The organism is Roseovarius sp. 10 (assembly GCF_033100315.1).
Lineage (GTDB): Bacteria > Pseudomonadota > Alphaproteobacteria > Rhodobacterales > Rhodobacteraceae > M30B80.
Genome location: NZ_JAWLVH010000002.1, coordinates 531,875 through 553,509, shown reverse-complemented (window position 1 = coordinate 553,509; position 21,635 = coordinate 531,875). Strand labels below are relative to the sequence as shown.

At 56.1% G+C, this 21,635-nt stretch carries 25 protein-coding genes and 1 other RNA gene; 15 read left to right on the top strand and 11 right to left on the bottom strand.

Features of this window, described 5'->3' with window-relative positions:
* Positions 1-5: 5 nt before the first annotated feature.
* Positions 6-608 (top strand): YqgE/AlgH family protein, encoded by a 603-nt coding sequence (locus RYZ18_RS09920; RefSeq protein ID WP_317656708.1) that lies wholly within the window; start codon positions 6-8, stop codon positions 606-608.
* Here the strand turns inward: RYZ18_RS09920 and RYZ18_RS09915 are convergent.
* Complete coding sequence (locus tag RYZ18_RS09915) at positions 605-1,585, bottom strand: L-threonylcarbamoyladenylate synthase (protein WP_317656562.1); 981 nt, start codon at positions 1,583-1,585, stop codon at positions 605-607. The two genes, RYZ18_RS09920 and RYZ18_RS09915, sit on opposite strands and share 4 nt — an antisense overlap.
* Positions 1,586-1,679: 94 nt before the next feature.
* Here RYZ18_RS09915 and RYZ18_RS09910 point away from each other — a divergent pair, with 94 nt between their 5' ends.
* The 3 genes from RYZ18_RS09910 (at position 1,680) to RYZ18_RS09900 (ending at position 3,566) form a co-directional block, all read left to right on the top strand.
* The gene (locus RYZ18_RS09910) at positions 1,680-2,705 is read left to right on the top strand and encodes an MBL fold metallo-hydrolase (RefSeq protein WP_317656560.1); all 1,026 of its coding nucleotides are present in this window, start codon (positions 1,680-1,682) and stop codon (positions 2,703-2,705) included.
* Positions 2,706-2,831: 126 nt separating this feature from the next.
* The gene (locus tag RYZ18_RS09905) at positions 2,832-2,972 is read left to right on the top strand and encodes an aa3-type cytochrome c oxidase subunit IV (RefSeq protein WP_317656558.1); all 141 of its coding nucleotides are present in this window, start codon (positions 2,832-2,834) and stop codon (positions 2,970-2,972) included.
* 18 nt (positions 2,973-2,990) lie between these two features.
* Positions 2,991-3,566 carry a hypothetical protein gene (locus RYZ18_RS09900; protein ID WP_317656556.1) on the top strand — a complete coding sequence of 192 codons (576 nt, stop codon included), beginning with the start codon at positions 2,991-2,993 and terminating at the stop codon, positions 3,564-3,566.
* Between the two features lie 99 nt (positions 3,567-3,665).
* On the opposite strand, the gene rpsU is transcribed toward RYZ18_RS09900, so the two are convergent.
* On the bottom strand, positions 3,666-3,872 hold the full coding sequence (rpsU, locus tag RYZ18_RS09895) for a 30S ribosomal protein S21 (protein WP_009806335.1): 207 nt from the start codon (positions 3,870-3,872) through the stop codon (positions 3,666-3,668).
* 105 nt (positions 3,873-3,977) lie between these two features.
* On the opposite strand from rpsU, the gene RYZ18_RS09890 reads away from it, so the two are divergent.
* On the top strand, positions 3,978-4,685 hold the full coding sequence (locus tag RYZ18_RS09890; protein WP_317656555.1) for a COQ9 family protein: 708 nt from the start codon (positions 3,978-3,980) through the stop codon (positions 4,683-4,685).
* Positions 4,686-4,711: 26 nt separating this feature from the next.
* The gene (locus RYZ18_RS09885; protein ID WP_317656707.1) at positions 4,712-5,698 is read left to right on the top strand and encodes an NAD(P)H-quinone oxidoreductase; all 987 of its coding nucleotides are present in this window, start codon (positions 4,712-4,714) and stop codon (positions 5,696-5,698) included.
* Here the strand turns inward: RYZ18_RS09885 and RYZ18_RS09880 are convergent.
* Positions 5,695-6,402, bottom strand: a complete 708-nt coding sequence (locus RYZ18_RS09880) for an HAD family hydrolase (protein ID WP_317656553.1) — start codon at positions 6,400-6,402, stop codon at positions 5,695-5,697. The two genes, RYZ18_RS09885 and RYZ18_RS09880, sit on opposite strands and share 4 nt — an antisense overlap.
* Before the next feature lie 155 nt (positions 6,403-6,557).
* Between RYZ18_RS09880 and clpS the strand changes: the two genes are divergently transcribed.
* The 3 genes from clpS to RYZ18_RS09865 are packed head-to-tail and all read left to right on the top strand — an operon-like array spanning position 6,558 to position 8,758.
* Positions 6,558-6,881, top strand: coding sequence for an ATP-dependent Clp protease adapter ClpS (clpS, locus tag RYZ18_RS09875; RefSeq protein ID WP_317656706.1), 324 nt, complete (start codon positions 6,558-6,560; stop codon positions 6,879-6,881).
* A gap of 21 nt (positions 6,882-6,902) precedes the next feature.
* The gene (locus RYZ18_RS09870) at positions 6,903-7,925 is read left to right on the top strand and encodes a class I SAM-dependent methyltransferase (protein WP_317656551.1); all 1,023 of its coding nucleotides are present in this window, start codon (positions 6,903-6,905) and stop codon (positions 7,923-7,925) included.
* Between the two features lie 20 nt (positions 7,926-7,945).
* Positions 7,946-8,758: an SDR family NAD(P)-dependent oxidoreductase gene (locus tag RYZ18_RS09865; protein WP_317656550.1), complete on the top strand. Its 813-nt coding sequence runs from the start codon at positions 7,946-7,948 to the stop codon at positions 8,756-8,758.
* Between the two features lie 59 nt (positions 8,759-8,817).
* On the opposite strand, the gene RYZ18_RS09860 is transcribed toward RYZ18_RS09865, so the two are convergent.
* The gene (locus RYZ18_RS09860) at positions 8,818-9,573 is read right to left on the bottom strand and encodes a DUF1013 domain-containing protein (protein WP_317656548.1); all 756 of its coding nucleotides are present in this window, start codon (positions 9,571-9,573) and stop codon (positions 8,818-8,820) included.
* A 133-nt stretch (positions 9,574-9,706) separates the two neighbouring features.
* Here RYZ18_RS09860 and RYZ18_RS09855 point away from each other — a divergent pair, with 133 nt between their 5' ends.
* The 3 genes from RYZ18_RS09855 to RYZ18_RS09845 all read left to right on the top strand — a co-directional run bounded on the left by RYZ18_RS09855 (position 9,707) and on the right by RYZ18_RS09845 (position 12,888).
* Complete coding sequence (locus RYZ18_RS09855) at positions 9,707-10,354, top strand: ribonuclease T2 family protein (RefSeq protein WP_411567106.1); 648 nt, start codon at positions 9,707-9,709, stop codon at positions 10,352-10,354.
* Between the two features lie 69 nt (positions 10,355-10,423).
* The gene (locus RYZ18_RS09850) at positions 10,424-11,419 is read left to right on the top strand and encodes a type I glyceraldehyde-3-phosphate dehydrogenase (protein WP_317656547.1); all 996 of its coding nucleotides are present in this window, start codon (positions 10,424-10,426) and stop codon (positions 11,417-11,419) included.
* Between the two features lie 20 nt (positions 11,420-11,439).
* Complete coding sequence (locus RYZ18_RS09845; protein ID WP_317656546.1) at positions 11,440-12,888, top strand: NAD-dependent succinate-semialdehyde dehydrogenase; 1,449 nt, start codon at positions 11,440-11,442, stop codon at positions 12,886-12,888.
* A gap of 122 nt (positions 12,889-13,010) precedes the next feature.
* On the opposite strand, the gene recR is transcribed toward RYZ18_RS09845, so the two are convergent.
* From recR to RYZ18_RS09830, 3 genes are read right to left on the bottom strand one after another with little or no spacing between them, the layout of a single operon-like run.
* Complete coding sequence (gene recR / locus RYZ18_RS09840; protein ID WP_317656545.1) at positions 13,011-13,622, bottom strand: recombination mediator RecR; 612 nt, start codon at positions 13,620-13,622, stop codon at positions 13,011-13,013.
* 5 nt (positions 13,623-13,627) lie between these two features.
* Positions 13,628-13,972 (bottom strand): YbaB/EbfC family nucleoid-associated protein, encoded by a 345-nt coding sequence (locus tag RYZ18_RS09835; protein ID WP_317656544.1) that lies wholly within the window; start codon positions 13,970-13,972, stop codon positions 13,628-13,630.
* 18 nt (positions 13,973-13,990) lie between these two features.
* Positions 13,991-15,799 (bottom strand): DNA polymerase III subunit gamma/tau, encoded by a 1,809-nt coding sequence (locus RYZ18_RS09830; RefSeq protein ID WP_317656704.1) that lies wholly within the window; start codon positions 15,797-15,799, stop codon positions 13,991-13,993.
* Positions 15,800-15,871: 72 nt separating this feature from the next.
* On the opposite strand from RYZ18_RS09830, the gene RYZ18_RS09825 reads away from it, so the two are divergent.
* A complete protein-coding gene (locus RYZ18_RS09825) occupies positions 15,872-16,189 on the top strand; it encodes a hypothetical protein (RefSeq protein ID WP_317656543.1) in 318 nt (105 codons plus the stop codon).
* A 5-nt stretch (positions 16,190-16,194) separates the two neighbouring features.
* Here RYZ18_RS09825 and RYZ18_RS09820 read toward each other — a convergent pair whose 3' ends face one another.
* The 3 genes from RYZ18_RS09820 to RYZ18_RS09810 form a co-directional block, all read right to left on the bottom strand.
* On the bottom strand, positions 16,195-16,908 hold the full coding sequence (locus tag RYZ18_RS09820) for a CatB-related O-acetyltransferase (protein ID WP_317656542.1): 714 nt from the start codon (positions 16,906-16,908) through the stop codon (positions 16,195-16,197).
* Positions 16,909-17,004: 96 nt separating this feature from the next.
* Positions 17,005-17,103, bottom strand: an RNA gene (gene ffs / locus RYZ18_RS09815) — signal recognition particle sRNA small type.
* 56 nt (positions 17,104-17,159) lie between these two features.
* Entirely contained in the window at positions 17,160-19,010 is a 1,851-nt protein-coding gene (locus RYZ18_RS09810; protein ID WP_317656540.1) for a bifunctional 2',3'-cyclic-nucleotide 2'-phosphodiesterase/3'-nucleotidase, read from the bottom strand.
* Between the two features lie 121 nt (positions 19,011-19,131).
* Between RYZ18_RS09810 and nudC the strand changes: the two genes are divergently transcribed.
* Together nudC and RYZ18_RS09800 are read left to right on the top strand one after the other, a co-directional pair.
* The gene (gene nudC, locus RYZ18_RS09805; RefSeq protein ID WP_317656539.1) at positions 19,132-20,115 is read left to right on the top strand and encodes an NAD(+) diphosphatase; all 984 of its coding nucleotides are present in this window, start codon (positions 19,132-19,134) and stop codon (positions 20,113-20,115) included.
* A 94-nt stretch (positions 20,116-20,209) separates the two neighbouring features.
* A complete protein-coding gene (locus RYZ18_RS09800; protein ID WP_317656537.1) occupies positions 20,210-20,680 on the top strand; it encodes a hypothetical protein in 471 nt (156 codons plus the stop codon).
* Positions 20,681-20,682: 2 nt separating this feature from the next.
* Here the strand turns inward: RYZ18_RS09800 and RYZ18_RS09795 are convergent, their stop codons facing one another.
* Positions 20,683-21,603, bottom strand: coding sequence for a DMT family transporter (locus RYZ18_RS09795; protein WP_317656535.1), 921 nt, complete (start codon positions 21,601-21,603; stop codon positions 20,683-20,685).
* Positions 21,604-21,635: the final 32 nt, after the last annotated feature.

Sequence of the window (21,635 nt, the reverse complement as noted above, 5' to 3'; positions counted from 1 at the left end):
GACATATGAATGAAATTGAAAATATCGACAGTGCGATCGAGACTTTAACGGGTAAACTTTTGGTCGCTATGCCTGGAATGGGGGATCCGCGTTTTGCTCATGCGGTGGTGTTCCTCTGCGCGCATGATGACGAACAGGCTATGGGGTTGATCATTAACAAACCTTTAGCCGAATTGACCTTGTCTGAGATGTTCGAGCAATTGGGCATTGCCAATGGCTCGGGATCTTTGCCTGATTTACCAATCTGCTTTGGTGGCCCCGTTGAACAGGGGCGTGGATTTGTTCTGCATGAAACCTCTTATGCGCAAGGTGACGCAGGTCATGCGGGACGCCTAGAGGTGGATGACACATTTGCCATGACCGCGACCCTCGATATCCTAGACGATATTGCGCAAGGCGAAGGCCCAGATCAGGCGATTGTCGCCTTGGGCTATGCGGGCTGGGGTCGGGGCCAGTTGGAAAGTGAGATTGCGCAGAATGCGTGGCTGATTTGCGAGGCCGCGCCTGATCTGGTTTTCAATGTTGATATGCCGCGCAAATGGGAAGCTGCCCTTGCAAAATTGGGCATTGATCCGATTTTGTTGTCCGCGCAGGCAGGGCGCGCTTAATCTCGCGGGGCGGCAGCCCGCATCAGCCGATCATTGATTGCAAGGCCCAATCCCTTTTGTGGGACAGGCGCGACATCAATCCCAGTTTTGCCGTGCAATGCCAGTTCCGCATCGGCGTGATGCAGGATCGAAAACAGTGCCGCAGCCGCTTCGCGCAAATCGCCCTTTTCCGAGAGGGTGAAATCTGCATCCCCAATCGGGCCAAAGGCAATGCGTAGCCGTGTTGGGTCGCTGAGATCCTGATTGATGCGCAGCGGTGCATTGGGGGCGTAATGGCTGCTCATCTGACCGGGTGCAGCTACGCGTCCAGGCGTGAGGTCAGACACAAGCGCCCCCGTGAGCGCGCTAATGTCTTCGCGCGCAATGCCGCCCTCGCGCAGGAGTTTCGCGGGCTTCTGACTTGCGTCCACGATGCTTGACTCAAGGCCTACGGGGCAAGGCCCACCATCTACGATAGCCGCGATGCGATTGCCCAACGACCGCGCCACATGTTCGGTCGATGTGGGGGACAAGCGCCCTGATCTATTGGCAGATGGTGCCGCAATTGGACCACCAAAGCGGCGCAAGATATTTTGGGCCACAGGGTGGTTTGGGATGCGAATTGCCACAGTCGGCAGACCTGCACTGACCAAGGGGGATAGCCCGTGATCAGGGCGCAGGCGCAAGACCAAGGTCAAAGGGCCGGGCCAAAAGCGATCTGCCAAGACCCGTGCGGTATCGGTCACCTCTGCAATTTGCGCGACCTGTGCGAGGTCAGCCAAATGCACGATCAGCGGGTTGAATGTAGGTCGCCCTTTTGCCTCAAAGATTTTGGCACAGGCTTGGTCATTGCGTGCGTCTGCGCCAAGCCCGTAGACAGTTTCCGTGGGCAGCGCGACCAATTCCCCCTGTTCTAACAAGCCACAGGCCCGCGCGATCCCCTGCTCATCAGGGGACAAACGGGAGGGGCGGTCTGGGGTGGGTGGCACTTGTGACATTGGGGTTCATCGCCTAGGACGGCACTGGTGTTTGCGCGGCCCGATATAGCTTGGGCGCGCTGTGAAGCCAAGCCGCGCTGCAAAAAGGTGTAACATGATCCACTATCCACACGAGACCCCACCTGCAAAAGGCACTGCGCGGGAAATAGCGGATGGCATCCTGTGGATACGGTTATCCATGCCCTTGGGCTTGGATCATGTGAATGTCTATGCCTTGCGCGAACCAAATGGCTGGACTGTGATCGACACAGGGCTTGATACAAAACTCAATCGCCGTGAATGGGCCGCGATTATAAAAGATGATCTGCGCGGTGATCCTATCTTGCGGGTGGTTGTCACCCATCACCACCCCGATCATGTCGGGCTTGCGGGTTGGTTTATGGCGCAAGGCGCGGAGTTATTGATGACCCGCACCGCATGGCTGACGGCAAGGATGCTGACCTTAGACGAGGAGCCAACACCGAGCCCAGAAGCGGTGTCTTTTTGGCGTGCGGCGGGCATGGATGAGGCGCTTTTGAGCAAGCGCCTTGATAACCGCCCCTTTAATTTCTGTGACACAGTTTATCCTTTACCCTTGGGCTTTACGCGGTTGGAGGAAGGGGCGGTGCATCGTCTTGGCGGGCGTGATTGGGTCGTGCATTTGGGCCAAGGTCACGCGCCAGATCATGCCACCCTATGGTGCCAAGATGTGCCGCTTGTTTTGGCGGGGGATCAGCTTTTGCCATCGATATCGCCCAATCTTGGGGTGTATCCGACAGAACCGATGGCAGATCCCGTGGCCGAATGGCTAGAAAGCTGCGCAAGGTTTGAAACCATGGCGCGCGAAGATCATCTTGTTTTGCCAGGTCACAAGCTGCCCTATCACGGGTTGCCTGCACGATTGGCGCAATTATCGGACAATCATCACGGTGCGCTTGCCCGATTGCGTGAACATTTGCGCGCGGAACCCCGCACAGCGGTTGATTGCTTTGCGCCCTTGTTCAAACGCCAGATTGATGAGGCGACTTATGGGCTGGCGATGGTCGAGGCCGTGGCCCATCTCAACCATCTCTATCATCTGGGCGAGGTTGCCCGTGAAATGGACGCGCGCGGTGCATGGGTGTGGCAGTTGCGCAGTTGAGGGCCCCGCCCTGCTTCCTTGTCGCCTTGTAAGATTTTTACACAGATCGTGTCACAGTGTCGCGTGACAGGGCGCATGAAATTCGGTATGCGCATCGTCAAAGCGACCAGATCAATGGAGACGACCATGGCAAAGAACGAACATAAGCACGGCTCGATGGATATCAGCGAGCAGGAGAAAACCTTTGATGGTTTCATGACGTGGAGCATGCGCGTTGCTGCTGTTTCGATCGCTGTTGTGATCTTCTTGGCCCTTTTCGCCCGCTAAGTTTGAAGCCGAACACCGATGGGGTGGCGTTCGTCTCTTACAGTTTTGTGTCTCGCGCTGGCCCTTACGGGCTGCGCGAATCCATCGATTTGGGCCAGTGATCAAGACATTGCGACAGCAAGCTATCGCGAGCCAGGGCCAACGCGCATCACACTTTTGACAATGCTGCGCAGTGAAACAGGCACGGGTGCGCATAGCGCCCTTGTTGTCGATGACGGGACACAGCGATTGCTGTTTGATCCTGCCGGCGGTTGGTTCCACCCAGCCGCACCTGAACGCAATGATGTGCTCTTTGGAATGAATCCCACGCTCTATGGGTTTTATTTGCAGTGGCATGCGCGCGAGACTCATCATGTCGTGGCGCAAGAGGTTCTTTTGCCGCCAGAACAGGCGCGATTCGTGGCGCAGCGCATTCAGGAAATTGGCCCTGTCCCCAAGGCAAATTGTTCGCGCTCAATCTCGGAATTGCTTAGCGAATTACCGCAGTTTTCCGGTTTGCCAGTTACATGGTTTCCCGAAAAGACCATGGAAAATTTGGCGCGCTATGATGGCATCCGAACCTATGAAATTTGGGATGATGATGACGAAGGGTGACCCCTTCACCCTCTGAGCATAGCGCAAAAGAAAACCCCCGTGCCAAAAGGACGGGGGATATCTTTTTTGAAGAAAACTTCGCATTTGCGAAGGTTCTGCTTAGAGCAGACCCTCACGCTGCGCTTTTTTCCGCGCCAGTTTGCGCGCGCGGCGGATTGCTTCCGCTTTCTCGCGTGCTTTCTTGACGGAAGGCTTTTCGAAATGTTGCTTAAGCTTCATTTCACGGAAAACGCCCTCGCGCTGAAGTTTCTTCTTCAGAGCGCGCAATGCTTGATCAACATTGTTGTCGCGAACACTCACCTGCATGTGGTGTCACCACCTTTCTAAGTTAGAGTTTCAAAGTTGCAGGAAGTGGCCATCTAGCAAGAATCTGCTAAGTTGTAAAGCAACGCAGAAAAATGGAGTGATGCGATGGAAAGCCAAGCCACGACCGAGCTGAAAGCGCGCATTGTCACCGCAGCATTGGATCATGTGCCGTTTGATGGGTGGTCTGATGCGGCCCTTTGCGCTGCGTTGAGCGATTGCGATGTAGACACAGAAACGGGTCGCGCGCTTTTCCCTCGGGGAGCGGTTGATTTGGCATTGGCCTTTCATCGGCAGGGGGATGCAGATTTGTTGCGCGCCTTGCGCAATGCTGACTTGTCTGAAATGCGCTATCGTGATCGCGTGGCTTATGGGGTGCGCCTGCGCCTTGAGGCGGTCGCCGACCACAAAGAGGCCGTGCGCCGCGGCACCACCTTGTTTGCCCTGCCCATCCATGCCGCAGATGGCGCCAAAGCCGTCTGGGAAACCGCTGACAGCATTTGGGAGGGGCTTGGGGATCGCGCCAATGATTTCAATTGGTATTCCAAGCGTGCGACATTGGCGGGGGTGTATTCGGCTACTGTGCTTTACTGGTTGGGGGATCAATCGCCAGATCACGCTGCGACATGGGCGTTTTTGGATCGCCGCATCGATGATGTGATGCAAATCGAAAAGCTAAAGAAATCTGTCAATGAGAACCCTGCGCTTAAGCCTCTTATGGCGGGGCCAAATTGGCTACTTGGAAAGATTCGCCCGCCCGCGCGGGTCGCACGAATTGACCTTCCAGGATATATTCGTCCAAAAGACCAACAGTGAAATCTGTTCTGGAGAGTTACATGACCCTGCCTAAAACCATGCGCGCGGTTGAAATCAGCGAGGCGGGCGGGCCAGACGTATTGACGCTGTGCAGCCGCCCTTGCCCCCGTCCTGAGGCTGAACAGATTTTGATCAAAATTGCCTATGCAGGGGTAAACCGACCCGATGCGCTGCAACGGGCGGGGCTCTATGATCCGCCAAAAGGGGCCTCTGACCTTCCCGGTCTTGAGGCCTCTGGCACAGTTGTGGCGGTGGGCGAGGCTGTGTCCGAGTGGAAAATCGGGGATCAGGTCTGTGCACTTTTGCCAGGCGGGGGGTATGCAGATTATGCGCTGACCCATCAATCCCACGCTTTACCCGTGCCAAGCGGCATGGATCTGCGCGCTGCTGCTGCGCTTTGTGAGACGTTTTTCACCGTGTGGTCAAATCTGTTTCAACGCGCCGCTTTGCGCGCGGGTGAGCGGCTCTTGGTGCATGGCGGCGCATCTGGGATTGGCACAACGGCCATTCAATTGGCGCGTTCTTTTGGGGTGCGGGTTTTTGTGACCGCAGGCCAAGATGAAAAATGCAGAGCCTGCGAAGCCTTGGGGGCGGAGCGGGCGATCAATTACCGCACGGAAGATTTCGTTGAGATCATGCGGGCCGAAGGGGGCGCTGATGTCATTCTCGATATGGTGGGCGGGCCATATCTGCCGCGCAATATTCGGGCTTTGGCGGATGACGGGCGGCTTGTGCAAATCGCCTTTTTGCAGGGCGCGAAGGTTGAGCTGAACTTTACACAGATGATGACGCGGCGCTTGACGCTGACAGGGTCGACCTTACGGCCCCAATCAGATGCCGCCAAAGCCGCAATTGCGTCTGAGTTGCGCGCTCATGTTTGGCCCTTGCTCGAAACTGGCCAAATTGCGCCCGTGATGGATAGCAGCTTTGATCTGACCGAGGCCGCCGCTGCCCATACCCATATGGAGGCGTCCGCCCATATCGGAAAAATCGTTCTCGAAGTTGCGCCTTAGGCCTGTTCCAAGGTTTTGACCAGCGCAGGCAGCCCACCCAAATCGGGTAGGCTGTGATAGCGTGCGTGGGTTTGAGGCGCTTCTGCCTCCTCCAACGCCCAGATATAGGTTGACGGCACATAGACCCCAAACGCCCCTGCCTCAAGGGCGGGTATGACGTCCGATTTCATGGAATTGCCCGCCATCAGTGCCACATCGGCACTCGCGCCATGCCGCGCGAAAGCGCGGGTGTAAATTTCAGGTTTCTTGTCGCTGACAATTTCAACGCCATGAAAATATTCGCCCAAGCCTGATTGCGCCAATTTGCGTTCTTGGTCGAGAAGATCGCCCTTAGTGATCAGCACCAATTTGTGGCTTTGCGACAGATCGCGCACCACCCTGTCGGCATGGGGCAGCAGGGTGATGGGATGTTGGAGCATGTCCTGACCCGCAGCCAAAATTTCCGCGATAACTGCACCGCTGACTTTTCCTTCGGTGACTTCAATCGCGGTTTCAATCATGGAGAGCATGAACCCTTTAATGCCAAATCCGTAATGGCCTATATTGCGCCGCTCTGCCGCCAAGAGGCGGTTGTGCAAATCGTCTTCGGCGCAGCAATCCGCCAAAAGTTCTGCAAAGCGCGCTTGGGTTACGCGGTAAAATTCTTCATTCTGCCAAAGCGTATCATCCGCGTCCAAACCGATTATTTGCAGCTTTTTTGTCATTGGGTTATGCACGACCGTAGGCAGATGCCTTGTGGCCCCTTTTCTGAATCACCTTGCGGCTTATATAAAGGCACATGGACGATGGCACCATGAGCACGCCAGTTTTAGACCAGATGGCCAGTTTTGGAGTAGATATGCGGCGCGATGGCTTGACGATGATGGCGAAACCTCCTGTTGAGGAAAACGACACCACCGTTATATCCAAAACAAAACCAAAAACGCAGCGGCCCCCGATGTATAAGGTACTGCTGTTGAATGATGACTATACCCCGATGGAGTTTGTCGTTCACGTTCTTGAGCGCTTCTTCGGCATCTCTCACGCGCAGGCGGTCGAGATTATGCTGACTGTGCACAAAAAAGGGGTGGCCGTTGTGGGTGTCTTCTCTTATGAGATTGCCGAAACGAAAGTGGCGCAGGTGATGGAATTCGCGCGCCGCAATCAGCATCCGTTGCAATGCACCATGGAGAAAGAGGACTGATCCCCAGTCCCGCCGCCGCTTATGACCCCAGACAGATGGATTTCCGCGCTTGAGCAAAACGCGCTCAGCTTGCCGCCTCTTTCGGCGGTTTTGATTTATGGTGCCACTGGCGATATGCAACTTGATGTGTTCGGACAGGCTCGTTTGTTGGCTGTGCAAGGGTTTTACCCCGATTATGCCCGCGTTGTGGCCCGTGGAATTGAAGTGCATCCTGATCTGCCAGCCGATACGGTGGACGCGTTTGATCTGGCCTTGGTTGCGGCCCATAAATCAAAAAAATTGACCCTGTCGCGGATCGCACAATCACTGATGTCATTGCGCAAGGGTGGCATTTTGATGGTGGACGGGGCGAAAACCATCGGGATTGAATCGATCCTCAAGGCCCTAAAATCAACCTTTGACGGCGTAGAAGTTTTTTCAAAATCGCATGGCAAATTGATTTGGTTCGCGCGCCCAGATGTCCTGCCCCAAACCTGCGCGGAATGGGTTGGCAGCGCCACGGAAACCGAAGATGGCCATATCGTGCCAATTGGCAGCTTCTCTGCGGACGGGCCAGATCAAGGATCGGAAATACTGATTGCACTAGCCCCTAAACTTAAGGGACGCGTTGCTGATCTTGGGGCGGGTTGGGGATATATCGCCGCCCATATTCTGGATGAACAGGATAGTATTGAAACCCTCGATTTGATTGAGGCCGATCACGCGGCGCTTGAGGCCGCCCGTCATAATGTCGATGATCCGCGCGCGCGCTTTTTCTGGGCAGATGCGACTGCATATAAGCCTGATGCACTTTATGATGCGATTTTGTGCAATCCGCCTTTTCATACATCACGCGCGGCTGATCCTGCCTTGGGGCAAGCGTTTATTTCGGCGGGAAGTCGCCTGCTTAAGCCTTCGGGACAATTTTTGATGGTCGCAAATCGTCACCTGCCTTATGAATCGGCGCTGAAGGCGAATTTTTCAACGGGCCGCATGTTGGCCGAGATGCAGGGCTACAAGCTCTATCAAGCTGGGAAACCGAAAGCTGCGCGATCCGCGCGATGATCGGCAAAGGGGTTTTTGGAATGTCTTTATCCATCCAAGGGAAAACTGCGATTGTGACGGGGGCCGCCAATGGGATTGGCCTTGCGATTGCGCGTCATTTTTCTGACCTTGGCGCGAATGTCGTGTTTACAGATCGCGATGAGGAGCGGCTTTTTGATGAATGTGGCGCCTCAGATGATGAGCGCGCGCCAAATATTCGCGCCTTTGCGGGAGATTTGAGCGAAAAGCTGACAGTGGCCAATTTGATCTCGGCCACGATTGATGCCTTTGATCGGGTCGATATTTTGGTCAATGCGTGCCGCCAGATCATTCCAACGGACCCGTTTGATCCTGCCGATACCAGCATTGAGCAAATGTTGCAGCAAAACCTGTTTACATCGCTGCGCCTGAGCCAAGCCGTTGCAAAAAAGATGATTGCCCAGGCCGAAGGGGATGACCGCGATGATGAGACGCGCGGCGCGATTGTGAATATCTCGAACATCGCTGCGATGCGCAGCCATCCTGATTTGATGGGCTATTCGGTGTCGTTAGCGGCGCTTGAGCAATCTACGCGGTCTTTGGCATTGTCCCTCGCCCCAAATCGTATTCGTGTGAATGCGGTGTCTTTTGGATCGGTGATGTCAGCGAGCCTTCAAGCGGGTTTGGCAGAAGATGAATTGAAGCGCAAAGACATCCAAAGCCACACACCGCTTGGCCGCATTGCTTCGGCGCGCGAGGTGGCGGGTGCGGCCCAATTCTTTGCCTCGGATGGAGCGGGATTTGTTACAGGGCAAGTTCTCTGCGTGGATGGTGGGCGCAGCCTGCTTGATCCTGTTGGCGTGCCTTTGCATTAAAAAACCGCGCAACCTTTGGGGTCGCGCGGTTTTCAGAGGGCAGGCGTTATAACGCCTGATTATTTGTCGTCTTCGTCTTTATCGTCTGGCAGGTTAAAGAAGCTGTCCGCATCATAGGTCTTTTCTGTTTCGTCCCCGTCCTCATCGGCGGCAGACGCATTGCCTGAGAGGCTGAATGTTTCAAGACCCGAAATCGCGCTTGGCATTTTGGGTTCTGGATCACCTGCAAGGCTTTGATCGGTCGAGACCAATTTACGGCGCTCATCATCGGTCATAACCAGACCTTCTTTGGCGCGTTTCGCGTTGGCTGATTGCACGGCGGCATCCAATTCAGACTGCTTGCACAGACCAAGCGCAACAGGGTCGATTGGTTGGATGTTGGAAATGTTCCAATGGGTGCGTTCGCGGATCGCTTGGATGGTTGGTTTGGTGGTGCCAACCAATTTGCCAATCTGGCCATCGGACAGCTCTGGGTGGAATTTGACCAACCAAAGGATTGAAGCAGGACGATCCTGACGCTTGGACAGGGGCGTGTAGCGTGGGCCACGGCGCTTTTCCTCGCCCAGTGCTGCGGGGTTATGCTTCAGCTTTAGCTTATGCGCAGGGTCTTTCTCACCACGATCAATCTCGTCTTGGTCGAGCTGGTTATTGGCAATCGGGTCAAAACCCTTGACGCCTGTGGCTACGTCACCATCTGCAATCCCTTGCACTTCCAATTCATGCAGCCCGCAGAAATCGCCGATCTGCTTAAAGCTGAGCGTGGTGTTATCCACCAACCAAACGGCGGTGGCTTTTGCCATGATGGGTTTTGTCATTTTTAGCTCCTTTTCGGATGCAATCGGGCGGGCGCTGAAACAACGCTGCGGCGGGGGCCGCAATTCCTCGATTTCGGGGAAGTTGCCCGTTATATAAGACAGCGATTGGCGCAAGGAAAGAGGGAAACGCGAGATGGGGTGCAGATTGATGCGTGCGGGGCTTTTGGCCTTTGCACTATGTGGCGCGGCACTCCCTGCGCGGGCAGATCAGGCGGGGGTGTTTGACCTTTATGTCTTAGCCCTCAGTTGGAATTCAACATGGTGCGCGATTGAGGGGGATGAGCGTGGCGCGGCGCAATGCGAGTCGGGCGCAGGCCATGGGTTCACCTTGCACGGGCTTTGGCCACAATATGAGGAGGGGTGGCCCAGTTATTGCTCAACACCCGCGCGCGGCCCAAGTGATGCGTTGACGGCAGGCATGGTTGATATCATGGGAAGCTCAGGCCTTGCGTGGCACCAATGGCGTAAGCATGGGGTCTGTTCTGGCCTGCCTGCTGAGGATTACTTCGCCCTATCGCGCCGCGCTTATGCGGCGGTGACTGTGCCTGCGGTTTTGACCCAACTTAATCGGCCTGTCCGCCTGCCAGCCGAAGTGGTGGAGGACGCGCTCCGCGAAGCCAACCCCGATTTCAGTGACGCTGGTGTTGTCACCACCTGCCGCGCAGGTCGCATCGCAGAATTGCGCATTTGTCTGACCCGCGATTTAGAGCCCCGTGATTGCCCTGCCGATATGGGGCGCGATTGTTCTTTGCGTGAGGCGCTGTTTGATCCAATCCGCTGATGCATGCTTGCACCTTCGCGGTGGGCATGCATCACTCGCCCCCTCACAGCAATCAGGAGATTCGGCATCATGACCGCCCCCATTCGTGTGGCAATAAATGGCTTTGGTCGCATTGGGCGCACCGTGCTGCGCGCGTGGCTTAAGGGCGGTTGGCCCGAGGTTGAGATTGTCGCCATCAACGACATCGCCCCTCTCAAGACCTGCGCTTACCTGTTCGAATATGACAGCGTCTTTGGCCCTTACGCGGGCGAGGTGACCTGCGGTGATGGCACATTGGTGATTGATGGACGCCCGATTGCATTTACCTGCGAGCCTGATCTGGCGGCGCTGCCCCTTGCGGGGGTGGATATTCTGATGGAATGCACAGGGCGCGCCATGGATCGGCGGATTGCCGAGGCAGGTTTGCGCGCAGGTGCCGCACGGGTGCTGATTTCTGGCCCCTCCCTTGATGCTGATGTGACGCTGGTCTTGGGGGCGAATGATGCGGCCTTAGTGCCCGAAGCGCGCATTGTGTCGAACGCATCTTGCACCACCAATGCCACAGCCCCCCTGATGCGGGTTCTCGATGAGGCGTTTGGGGTCGAGACGGCTTTGATGACGACAGTGCATTGTTATACGGGCAGCCAACCCACCGTGGATATGCCGATGGGGGATTTGGTGCGATCCCGCGCGGCGGCCTTGTCGATGGTGCCCACAACGACCAGTGCGGAAAAGTTGATTGATCTTGTGCTGCCCCATCTTGCGGGGCGGATCACTGGCTCTGCTATTCGGGTGCCAACGGCAAGTGTCTCTTGTATCGATTTGGCGGTCATCACCGAGCAGCGACCATCGGTTGAGGCGGCGCGCGATGTCCTGCGCGCAGCCAAAGGGCCGATCTTAGGCTATACCGAGGCGCCTGTTGTCTCGACTGATCTTCGGGCGCGCCCCGAGTCTTTGATCGTGCAAGGGGATCAGATCAAACGCTCCAAAGGCGGGATGCTGCGCGTCTTTGGGTGGTATGACAATGAATGGGGATTTTCTGCGCGCATGTTGGATGTGGCGCGCAAGATGGGGGCGCAAGCCTGAATAAGAAAGGAGCGAGGAGCATGGCAGATTGGAAAAACTGGATGCGCGAGGCGAATTATATCGCAGGCGCATGGGTGGGCGCCGATGATGGTGCGACCTTGGATGTTACAAACCCCGCCACGGGCGAGGTGATTGGGCAAATTCCAAAATCTGGCCAATCAGAAACCATGCGCGCGATTGATGCAGCCCATGCAGCTTTTCCTGCTTTTGCAGCGATGGACTTGATGGGGCGCTTGGCGCTTTTGTGGAAATTGCACGATGCGTTGATGGATAACCAAGACAGTTTGGCCGAATTGTTGACCCGCGAGATGGGTAAACCTTTGGCTGAAGCGAAGGGCGAAATTGCCATCGGTGCGCAATATCTGCGGTGGTATGCAGAGGAGGCCCGCCGTGTGAAAGGCGAGATCGTTCCTGCAGGCGTCAATGGTCGCCGTATTTTGGTAACAAAGCATCCCGTGGGTGTTGTGGGCATGATTACGCCTTGGAATTTCCCCTCCTCGATGCTGGCCCGCAAACTTGCGCCTGCTTTGGCGGTTGGCTGCACAGTTGTTGCGAAGCCTTCGGAAGAAACCCCCTATTCAGGCTTGGCTTGGGCAGCTTTGGCCGAGGATGTGGGCTATCCCAAAGGGGTGATTAACATCGTCACGGGGGATGCACCCGCCATTGGTGGGGCGATGATGGCCCGCCCTGAATTGCGCAAAGTGACCTTCACGGGCTCGACCAATGTGGGCAAATTATTGATCCGCCAGTCAGCTGATACAGTCAAGAAAGTCTCCATGGAATTGGGGGGGAATGCTCCATTCATCGTTTTTGACGATGCTGATCTGGATCGTGCGATTGACGGGGTAATGGCCTCTAAGTTTCGCAATTCTGGTCAGACCTGCGTTTGCGCCAATCGTGTTTTTGTGCAGGCTGGTGTGCATGATGAATTCGTGGCGAAACTGGTTGAGAAAACCCGCGCGCTGAAACTTGGAAATGGCATGGATGCGGGCGTGACCCAAGGGCCGTTGATCAATCAAGCGGCGTTGAAAAAGGTCGAGGGCTTTGTGGAAGACGCCAAAGCCAAAGGTGCCACTGTGGCCACAGGCGGCATGCGGGATCAATTGGGCGGCACATTCTTTCAGCCAACGATTTTGACAGGGGCCAAAGCCGACATGGAATTTGCGCAGGAAGAAATCTTTGGCCCTGTTGCGCCCGTGTTCAAATTTGAGACAGATCAAGACGGGATTGATATGGCCAATAACACCCGCTTTGGCCTTGCGGCTTATGCCTACACCTCCAATTTGGCGCGCGCGATGCGCCTTGATCGAGATTTGCAATATGGCATGGTCGGGATCAATTCTGGCATGATCACCACGGTTGAGGCCCCCTTTGGCGGCGTCAAGGAATCAGGTCTTGGCAAAGAGGGCGGCAGCCAAGGTGTCGAAGATTATCTTGATACCAAATATGTCTGCATTGACGGGCTCTGATCCCACTTCCCTCGACCTGATGCGTGTGGGGGATTGCGCATATGGTCGAGGGGCGCGTGGATGCGCATGAGGCATGCATATGCCCTGACCTGTAGAACGACCGCTTAGGTTTGGGATTTAGGTTAAAAGGATTTCCGCGCGCTCAAGGCCGCGGAAATCGTGCCATCGTCAAGATAGTCCAATTCACCCCCGATGGGCACACCTTGCGCCAGTGATGTGATTTTCACGTGTCCTTCGCGCGCCATTGGGGCGAGTTCGCCTGCAATGTAATGGGCGGTGGTTTGACCATCAACGGTGGCATTCAGCGCAAGGATCACTTCTTCAATTCCATCTCTAGCGACCCGCTCAATAAGGCGCGGGATACGCAGATCGTCAGGGCCAACATCGTCTAGTGCCGATAGCGTGCCACCCAAGACATGATAACGTCCGCCAAAGGCGCGGCCGCGTTCCATCGCCCAAAGATCGGCGACATCCTCGACCACGCAGATTTGGCCATTGCCCCGCTTGGGGTCGGTGCAAATCGCGCAGACCTCATCGGTTCCGATATTGCCACAAGAGAGGCATTCTCGCGCGTCACGGGCCACTTCGGCCAAGGATTGCGCCAAGGGTGTCATCAGGCCTGCGCGTTTTTTGATCAGGTGCAAAACCGCACGCCGTGCCGAGCGTGGCCCAAGACCAGGCAAGCGCGCCATCAGCGCGATCAATTCCTCTATTTGGCGCGCGCCTTCGCTCATCGAAATCAGAAGGGCAGCTTCATGCCTGCTGGCAGGCCAAGCTCAGCAGTGATTTTTTGCAATTCTTCCTGACTGCGATCAGAGGCTTTTGCTTGCGCATCTTTGATGGCGGCCAAGATCAAATCTTCGACCACTTCCTTGTCATCCCCATTAAAGATGGAGGGATCTATATCCAAACCCACCAATTCGCCTTTGGCGCTGGCTGTGGCCTTTACGAGGCCTGCGCCTGCTTCCCCTGTGACACGGATTGTGTGCAGGTTTTCTTGCATTTCCGCCATGCGGGTCTGCATTTCTTGCGCCTGTTTCATCATCTTGGTCATATCGCCAAGACCGCCAAGGCCTTTGAGCATATCAATCATCCTTTGTGGTTAATCATCTTCGAACGGATCCCATTCATCTTCGATCTCGGGCAAGGCCTCGACCGCAGCATGGGCCTGAATATCTGTGTGACTGCGGATATCTGTAATTTTGGCGTGTGGAAAGGCCAAGAGGACGGCCTGCATCAGCGGATGGTCTTTGGTCTCTTTTTCAAGCTCGGCACGCTCCGCATTCGCTTGCTCTTCGATGGTGGGTGCGCCGCCCGAGGAGACGACCGAAACCACCCATCTTGTCCCTGTCCATTGCGTCAAGCGCTGGCCAAGGCGCGGCCCCAAATCTTCGGGCGCGCGGTCGGTGGGTTCAAATTCAATGCGCCCCGCGCGATAGGAGGCCAAGCGCAAAGTGGTCTTGACCTCAACCAACAGTTTGATGTCGCGCATCTCTTCGATCAATGCGACCACATGTTCAAAAGTTGGGTATCGGGCCAGTAGGGCCTCTGGGGCCTCAGAAAGGGCCGCTTGTGGCGCGCCATTTGCGCCGCCTGTGCTGCTTGGAAGGCTTGAGCCTCGCGCGGGTGCGCCATGCGATCCGCCTTGTGTGGGGGCTGGCCCGCGCGGCGGTGCGGCAGGGGGCGGTGTTGTGGATTGCAGCTTACGGATCAAATCATCGGGGCTTGGCAATTCGGCCACATGGGTCAGGCGGATAACGGCCATTTCGGCGGCCATCATCGCATTGGGGGCAAAGGCCACTTCCTCAAGCGACTTCAGCAGCATCTGCCACATCCGCGACAAGGCGCGCATTTGCAAATCCCCCGATAGCGCCATCCCGCGGCTGCGCTCATCAGGAGAAATAGAGGGGTCTTCCGCGGTTTCGGGCGAGATTTTCACAACCGACAGCCAATGGGTGATATCGGCCAAATCCCGCAGAACTGCCATTGGGTCAGCGCCATCAGCGTATTGCGTGGCCAATTCATCCAATGCCCCCTTGGCATCGCCGCGCATGATCATCTCAAACAGATCCATGACACGCCCGCGATCTGCAAGGCCGAGCATCGCGCGCACTTGTTCCGCGCTGGTCTCGCCTGCCCCATGGGAAATTGCCTGATCCAAAAGGCTGAGCGCATCGCGCACAGACCCTTCCGCCGCGCGCGTGATCAGGGCCAAGGCTTCGTCCGTGATTTCGGCTTTTTCCAGATCCGAGATTTTGCGCAAATGCGTGATCATCACCTCGGGCTCGATGCGGCGCAAATCAAACCGCTGGCAGCGCGACAATACGGTGACAGGCACTTTGCGAATCTCTGTGGTCGCGAAGATGAATTTCACATGGGCAGGCGGTTCTTCCAATGTCTTAAGCAGCGCGTTGAACGCGCTGGTCGACAGCATGTGAACCTCGTCAATTATGTAAATCTTATAGCGCGCGCTGGCAGAGCGATAATTGACGCTTTCAATAATCTCGCGGATGTCATTCACGCCAGTGCGTGAAGCCGCGTCCATTTCCATGACATCGACATGGCGCCCTTCGGCAATAGAGGTGCAAGGTTCGCATTGCCCGCAGGGTTCAGTCGTGGGCTTGCCCGAACCATCAGGGCCAATGCAGTTTAGGCCTTTAGCAATAATTCGTGCGGTGGTCGTTTTCCCTGTGCCGCGAATGCCTGTCATAATGAAGGCTTGCGCGATGCGGTCTGCGGCGAACGCGTTTTTCAGTGTCCGCACCATGGCCTCTTGCCCGATCAAATCGGCGAAACTTGCGGGGCGATATTTGCGCGCAAGCACCTGATAGGCTTGATCGGTGGTTTGGGTCATAGGGTTTCCAACGGCTCTTGACGGTTTTTGCTTGGCAGAACGGCGTCCTGCCTGCAGGGTTAATAGCAAACTAGGCGCAGATGAGCGGCGCGGCAACCGCTTCCTGCGCGCAAAGCAAGCGGGGACGCGATGAGCGATAGATCACGGCTTTTGATATTCCTGTTTTTGATCTTGGCCAGCGTCTTTGTCGCGTTGGTTCATCTATGGGCCGCTCTTGTTGAGGGCGGGTTTCGGGCCATCCCGTTATCGGTGGTGTCGATCTTCGTGTTGATCCATTTGCCCGCAACCGCCGCGGGCATTTGGTTATGGCGTCAAGGGGCCTTGGGGCGGATGCGCTATTTGGTGCATGGGCTGACCCTCTATTTTTGCGTGGCCCTGTTCTTCGCGATGGCGGGGAATTTTATTTGGGCTTCACTTGTGAATGGCCTTTATGGTGGGGGCAGCTAAGGTCATCACGCTTTGGGCGGTGTGATCCCCGACCAGTCCCATATGGTGCGCCGGTCATCGGGCATTTCAGGTGGGGCGGATTTTGCCTCGAACCCATCTAAAAACGCCAAAGGGTCATCAAAAGGCAGGTCAGATAATGTTTCGGGGGTGCTCTCCCACCACGCGCTGCGTAGAAGTCGCGTTGCAATCTCAGGTGCAAAACGGGGACGGATGACACGGGCGGGGTTGCCGCCAACAATCATGTAATCTGCCACATCGCGTGTCACCACAGAACCCGCTGCAATCACCGCGCCATTGCCGATGGATATACCATCACGCAGCAGCACATCTTGGCCAATCCAAACATCGTGCCCGATGCGCACAGGCCGTGCCGCGCCATCATACCGAGCAGAGTCAGGCAAGGGGGGCAGGTCAAACATCCGCCGCCTGCGGGGTTGATATTGCACAGGCGAGGTTGTCACCCAGTGATGCGGATGGCTGGCCCCCATGACGCGGACATTTTCGCTGATCGAGCAATATCGCCCAATCCAACCCGCATTAAACACGGAATGGCTGTAGGAATAGGCACCAAGCGGCATCAGACCTTTTGGATTATGCTGGCTGTGGCGCTCAAACTTGGCGCTTGCATTGTTCAAAACATGGCCTGCGCGCAGTTTTGGATAAAAACGCATAGGCAGCGTTTCGACCAATGCCAAATCGGTGCAGCGAAAGCGATTCATTGCAGCCTATTCCCCGAAACTCCGTAACCCAAGCCACAGCTTGGTTGGTTTTGGGCATCGCCGCAAGGGTTCAGGTGACACTTATTTGCAGGGGAAAGGTGAGAGGCTGGACAACGACCCAAGCGGGACTCGTTACGGCTGCTTCCTTCCGGATCTGACCGGGTTGGCGAGGAGCCTGTCCGCGCCAACCTCTCAACCCCTCAATTAGTCAATCTTAGCTCTTGGTGCAAGGGCTGCAGAAAAAATGCAGGCTACAGCGTGATTTCAAATTGTGCGAACCCTTGGGCCGAGACGCCACAATAGGCCAGACCATTCAAATCGCGCTCTTTGCCGACCTCCCGCGCAGTAGGGGATGTGCTGAATAGAGCCTTCGCGCCGTTTAGGGGTGTAAAGCGCCAAACTGGCTTGGGCGTAACCGCAAGGGGGCTTTGCGTGCTAAGATAGGCGCAGAGGATCTCTTCGATAGGCATGGGGGTCATATCCCCTAATTTTGCTATGCCGCGCGCGGGCGCGGTGAAATGACCGCCCCCGCCCGCCCGATAGGAGTTGGTGGCGACATGAAACCGCATCTCTGAACGCAGCGGCGCATCTTGATAGGTTATGTTCTCAATCCGTCTTGCATGTGGGTTTTTTAGGACACCTTCGGGGTCAAAACGGGCGGGTTGGGCGAGGTTGATCTCATAGCTCAGGCCATAGAGCGTGTCGAAATTATAGCTCATTGCGCGCGGGTCAATAAGTTCGGGCCTGCCATGCCCTCTGATCTGCACAAAGGCCGATGCACTGCGTTCAAGCCATTCGACAATATCGGCACCCGTCACCTCGACCACCTCAAGGCTGTTGGGATAAAGGCAAATTTCCGCCGCATGTTTGCGCGTTAAATCACCCGCGGGGATGTCGATGTAATGATCAGGGCCCGCCCGTCCGCCCGCCTTATAAGGTGCAACCGCCGATAGCAGGGGCAGGTCTTCTGCGCCGATCTCGGTCAAAGCATGGGCTGCGGCCTTGCGCTGCGCATCGGCCAAAAGCGTGCCAATCGCGCAAGGTGTGATCATCGAAAAATAACTGGTCAGCCGAGTCTCAGTTTGCCCAAGAGGGCGCCGAATATGGGCTATGACGCGGTCATGAATTGGGGTTTGCGGTGGTTTTGCGACCGCTTTTGGGCGCAGCATGTGATGTGCTGCATGGCCCTCTATCGCCCGCCACGCATCGCCATCTTGTGCGAGGGTGAGATGGATCAGTCCAATGCCACGGCCCCAGAATTTAGGTTGAACGGCAGGTTTGCCGTGAATGCGCCCGCGGTAATGGTCTAAGGCGGGCAGGGGTTCAGCTGCGGCTGATTTTGGATCGGGGAAGAGACGATGCGTATGGCCAAAGATCAGCGCGTCAATTTCAGGAATGCGCGTCACCGCGGCGGCGGCATTTTCGCCTGAAGGATCATGGCCGTTGCGGTCGATTCCACTATGGCAAAGGGCCACAACAATATCGGCCCCGTCAGATTTAAGGGCGCGCGCAGTGATGGCAGCTTGCTCGGCGATGGGGGTGACTGTGACGCGGCCTTTTAAAAGGGCGCGATCCCATTGCAGAATTTGTGGCGGCACCAAGGCCAAAAGCCCGATTTTAATTTCGTGGCTGCGACCCATTTCATCTCGGAAATTGCGGGTGAGCATGTGGGACTTGGCAAGGCCCGCTGGTGCAGCAATACCTTCGACATTTGACAGGACCACTGGAAAATTCGCGCCCTTGGCGATGGCTTGGGTGAAGTCTAGCCCATAATTGAAGTCGTGATTGCCAAGCCCCATCGCGTCGTATTGCAGCGCATTCATTGCCGCAACGATTGGGTGCGGCCCTGACTCACGGGCGGCCAAATCCCCCAACGGGGTTCCTTGAAATGTGTCCCCATTATCAAGCAGTAGAGAATTGGGAAAAGCGCCACGCAATCGTGCAATCAGCGGGGCTAAAGCATCAAGCCCGCGGGTGGGGTCGGGGGTGTCGTGGAAATAATCATATTCTGTAAGATGAGCGTGTAAATCGGTGGTCGCAAAAAGCGTGACCTTCAGACGCGCGGACCGCGCCGTCCTTGTGATGATCCGTCCCGCAGCCAAATCTCATCCCCTTATGATGGGGGCATCATACAACCATAAGGGTAGTGCTGCGCAATCCCATTCTTGTTGCACCGCGTTCACGTCTCTGTAAGGTTCGGGCGCGAAGCAAGGATCACATCACATGCCCCTTTTACCAACTGCCTCTGCCGTCACCTTTGGTGGATCGAATTTAGATCGTGCGGCGCATTTGCGGGATGATCCTGTGCAATTGGGGCAAATCGCAAAGGCGCATATCTTGGTTCTGTGGCGCGGCAAGGTGCTATGTCAGCGCGATGCAGAAACGGGTCTGGCGTCCTTGTGCTTTTTGCCAAAAGACGCACCGCTTTTGCGAGATCTCGCAGAGGAGGCGCGGTTGTTTTTGGGGCTGTCCGAGGATGGGGTGGCCTATTTTGCGCAAGAGCTCAGCAATTGGGACCCTGAATTGCCAGAAGGGGTCAGCTTGAACTCCTTTGTTGATCTGTCCGAGCAGGCTCATCCAGATGCGCCCGAGGGCGCAGTGTTTTTGGAATTGCGCAGCATTATGATCACCCTGCCTCCACGCGCAGCGGAATTGGCAGCAACAGCCCGTGCTTTGTTGAATTGGCACAGTTCGCATCTCTATTGCGCCAAATGCGGCAACCCTTCGCAGATGGTGCAGGCCGGGTGGCAGCGCAAATGCCCCGCCTGTGGCGCCTCGCATTTCCCGCGCACGGATCCCGTGGTGATCATGCTTGTGACCTATGGCGATCAAATTTTGTTGGGGCGTTCGCATGGTTGGCCCGAAGGGATGTATTCCGCACTCGCAGGGTTTGTCGAACCTGGTGAGACAATCGAGGCCGCCGTGCGCCGCGAAGTGTTAGAAGAGGCGGGGATCACCACATCCGAAGTGCGCTATGTTGCCAATCAACCTTGGCCTTACCCCAACTCTTTGATGTTCGGCTGCCTAGCCACCGCCACAAGCACAAAGATCACGGTTGATCCAAATGAATTGGATGATGCGCGATGGTTAAGCCGCCAAGAAGCGATGGATGTCTTTTGTGGGTCACACCCAGAAATATCTTCGCCGCGCAAAGGTGCAATTGCGCGGTTTTTGCTGGAAAACTGGCTCGCAGATCGGTTCATATAGGCTGCAAACGGTGCGCGATTGGGGTGGTCTTTGGCCAGACGCCCTGCCTTCACAGCGCGTAAAAGATCGGCGTATAGCATTGGGGTGATCAGCTATGAAATTCAAAGCGACCGAAGATATTGATGCCCCGCTTGAACTGGTGTTCGAGTGGTTTTGCGATTTTACGCAGATCGAAGCTGATTTGACGGGACGCGGCGCCAAGCTCGTGCGGGAAGGCGGGTGGTTGCAGCCCCGCAAAGGCACAGGCTGGTCAGGTGAGATCAAATTGCGCGGCCGCGCGCGCCCTGTTTCTTCGCAAATCACGAATTTCATCCACGAAGAGGTGATGGTGATTGAAAGCCAAATCGGGGGAATGCAGACGATCTATGAGCTGCGCTTTCAAGGCATCAATCCGCAAATGTCGCGTGTCAGCGCGACCTTGGAGTTGAAGCCAACCACGTTAAGTGCGCGGCTTGTGATCCAATCTTTGAAACTTGCGCGGGGCCGCGTTTTGCAACGGATGACGGGTTATTTGGTGCGCCGTGGCAATGAGGTCGAGGCGGAATATCGCGCTTCCTTGGGCTAGGTTTAGCCTTGCGGCGTCATGGCCTTACGTTGGCGTGCGCGCTCTATCCCCAATTGCCGTTCTCTTAGTATGATGGCGATGCCTGCCGTGATGATGATGGCCGCACCCACCAACATGGTCGTGCTTGGGATTTCGTCAAATATGATATAGCCCACCCCAAGCGCCAAGAGCATCGAGCTATATTCAAACGGCGCTATCAAGGAAGCATCGGCTTCGCGATAGCTTGAGGTGAGCAGAATCTGACCCACGCCGCCTAAAACGCCCGCCAAGATCAAGAGCATCGCTTCGCGGGGCGCAGGGATGACCCACCCCCATGGTAGGGTCAAAAGGGACATTAAGGTCGCCGTAATTGAGAACCAAAAAACGATGGCCGATGTGGCTTCGGTTGCAACCATTTTGCGCACAAACACCTGTGCAAGGGCGGCGCATACCGCGCTCATCAAAACAATCATTGCCCCAAGCGCCTCGGCATGGGTGGTGTCAGCGCCGCCAAGGCTGAGGCGCGGAGAGAGAACAATCACCACGCCAAGCATCCCCAAACCCACCATGCTCAGGCGAAAAAGCCGCACATCTTCGCCCAAGAACATGGCGGCAAAAACAACCACCAAAATTGGTGCGGCATATCCAATCGCGGTTACTTCGGGCAATGGCAAAAGGCCAAGCCCCGCGAACCCAAGCCCCATCGCACTGGTGCCCACAACCCCACGCCAAACATGACCCAAGGGCGAGACTGTGCGCAGGCCGTTTGACAATTCATGTCGCATCCACAGCCATGCGATGATCACAGGCAGCGCAAAAAATGATCGAAAGAAGACGGCCTGACCCGGCGGCACATGGTCAGAGGTGGCTTTGATCAACGATGCCATCCCCACGAAAACGCATACAGACGCGATTTTCAGGGCAATGCCGCGAAGGGGGTTCATGTGAGGGGCGCTCGCGCAAATCTTGTGTCGGC

Bases quoted from the DNA above. Each gene is read 5' to 3' on its own strand.
- RYZ18_RS09920 (WP_317656708.1), top strand. From the start codon at position 6: ATGAATGAAATTGAAAATATCGACAGTGCGATCGAGACTTTAACGGGT.
- RYZ18_RS09915 (WP_317656562.1), bottom strand. From the start codon at position 1,585: ATGTCACAAGTGCCACCCACCCCAGACCGCCCCTCCCGTTTGTCCCCT.
- RYZ18_RS09910 (WP_317656560.1), top strand. From the start codon at position 1,680: ATGATCCACTATCCACACGAGACCCCACCTGCAAAAGGCACTGCGCGG.
- RYZ18_RS09905 (WP_317656558.1), top strand. From the start codon at position 2,832: ATGGCAAAGAACGAACATAAGCACGGCTCGATGGATATCAGCGAGCAG.
- RYZ18_RS09900 (WP_317656556.1), top strand. From the start codon at position 2,991: ATGGGGTGGCGTTCGTCTCTTACAGTTTTGTGTCTCGCGCTGGCCCTT.
- rpsU (WP_009806335.1), bottom strand. From the start codon at position 3,872: ATGCAGGTGAGTGTTCGCGACAACAATGTTGATCAAGCATTGCGCGCT.
- RYZ18_RS09890 (WP_317656555.1), top strand. From the start codon at position 3,978: ATGGAAAGCCAAGCCACGACCGAGCTGAAAGCGCGCATTGTCACCGCA.
- RYZ18_RS09880 (WP_317656553.1), bottom strand. From the start codon at position 6,402: ATGACAAAAAAGCTGCAAATAATCGGTTTGGACGCGGATGATACGCTT.
- clpS (WP_317656706.1), top strand. From the start codon at position 6,558: ATGATGGCGAAACCTCCTGTTGAGGAAAACGACACCACCGTTATATCC.
- RYZ18_RS09870 (WP_317656551.1), top strand. From the start codon at position 6,903: ATGACCCCAGACAGATGGATTTCCGCGCTTGAGCAAAACGCGCTCAGC.
- RYZ18_RS09865 (WP_317656550.1), top strand. From the start codon at position 7,946: ATGTCTTTATCCATCCAAGGGAAAACTGCGATTGTGACGGGGGCCGCC.
- RYZ18_RS09860 (WP_317656548.1), bottom strand. From the start codon at position 9,573: ATGACAAAACCCATCATGGCAAAAGCCACCGCCGTTTGGTTGGTGGAT.
- RYZ18_RS09855 (WP_411567106.1), top strand. From the start codon at position 9,707: ATGGGGTGCAGATTGATGCGTGCGGGGCTTTTGGCCTTTGCACTATGT.
- RYZ18_RS09850 (WP_317656547.1), top strand. From the start codon at position 10,424: ATGACCGCCCCCATTCGTGTGGCAATAAATGGCTTTGGTCGCATTGGG.
- RYZ18_RS09845 (WP_317656546.1), top strand. From the start codon at position 11,440: ATGGCAGATTGGAAAAACTGGATGCGCGAGGCGAATTATATCGCAGGC.
- recR (WP_317656545.1), bottom strand. From the start codon at position 13,622: ATGAGCGAAGGCGCGCGCCAAATAGAGGAATTGATCGCGCTGATGGCG.
- RYZ18_RS09835 (WP_317656544.1), bottom strand. From the start codon at position 13,972: ATGCTCAAAGGCCTTGGCGGTCTTGGCGATATGACCAAGATGATGAAA.
- RYZ18_RS09825 (WP_317656543.1), top strand. From the start codon at position 15,872: ATGAGCGATAGATCACGGCTTTTGATATTCCTGTTTTTGATCTTGGCC.
- RYZ18_RS09820 (WP_317656542.1), bottom strand. From the start codon at position 16,908: ATGAATCGCTTTCGCTGCACCGATTTGGCATTGGTCGAAACGCTGCCT.
- nudC (WP_317656539.1), top strand. From the start codon at position 19,132: ATGCCCCTTTTACCAACTGCCTCTGCCGTCACCTTTGGTGGATCGAAT.
- RYZ18_RS09800 (WP_317656537.1), top strand. From the start codon at position 20,210: ATGAAATTCAAAGCGACCGAAGATATTGATGCCCCGCTTGAACTGGTG.
- RYZ18_RS09795 (WP_317656535.1), bottom strand. From the start codon at position 21,603: ATGAACCCCCTTCGCGGCATTGCCCTGAAAATCGCGTCTGTATGCGTT.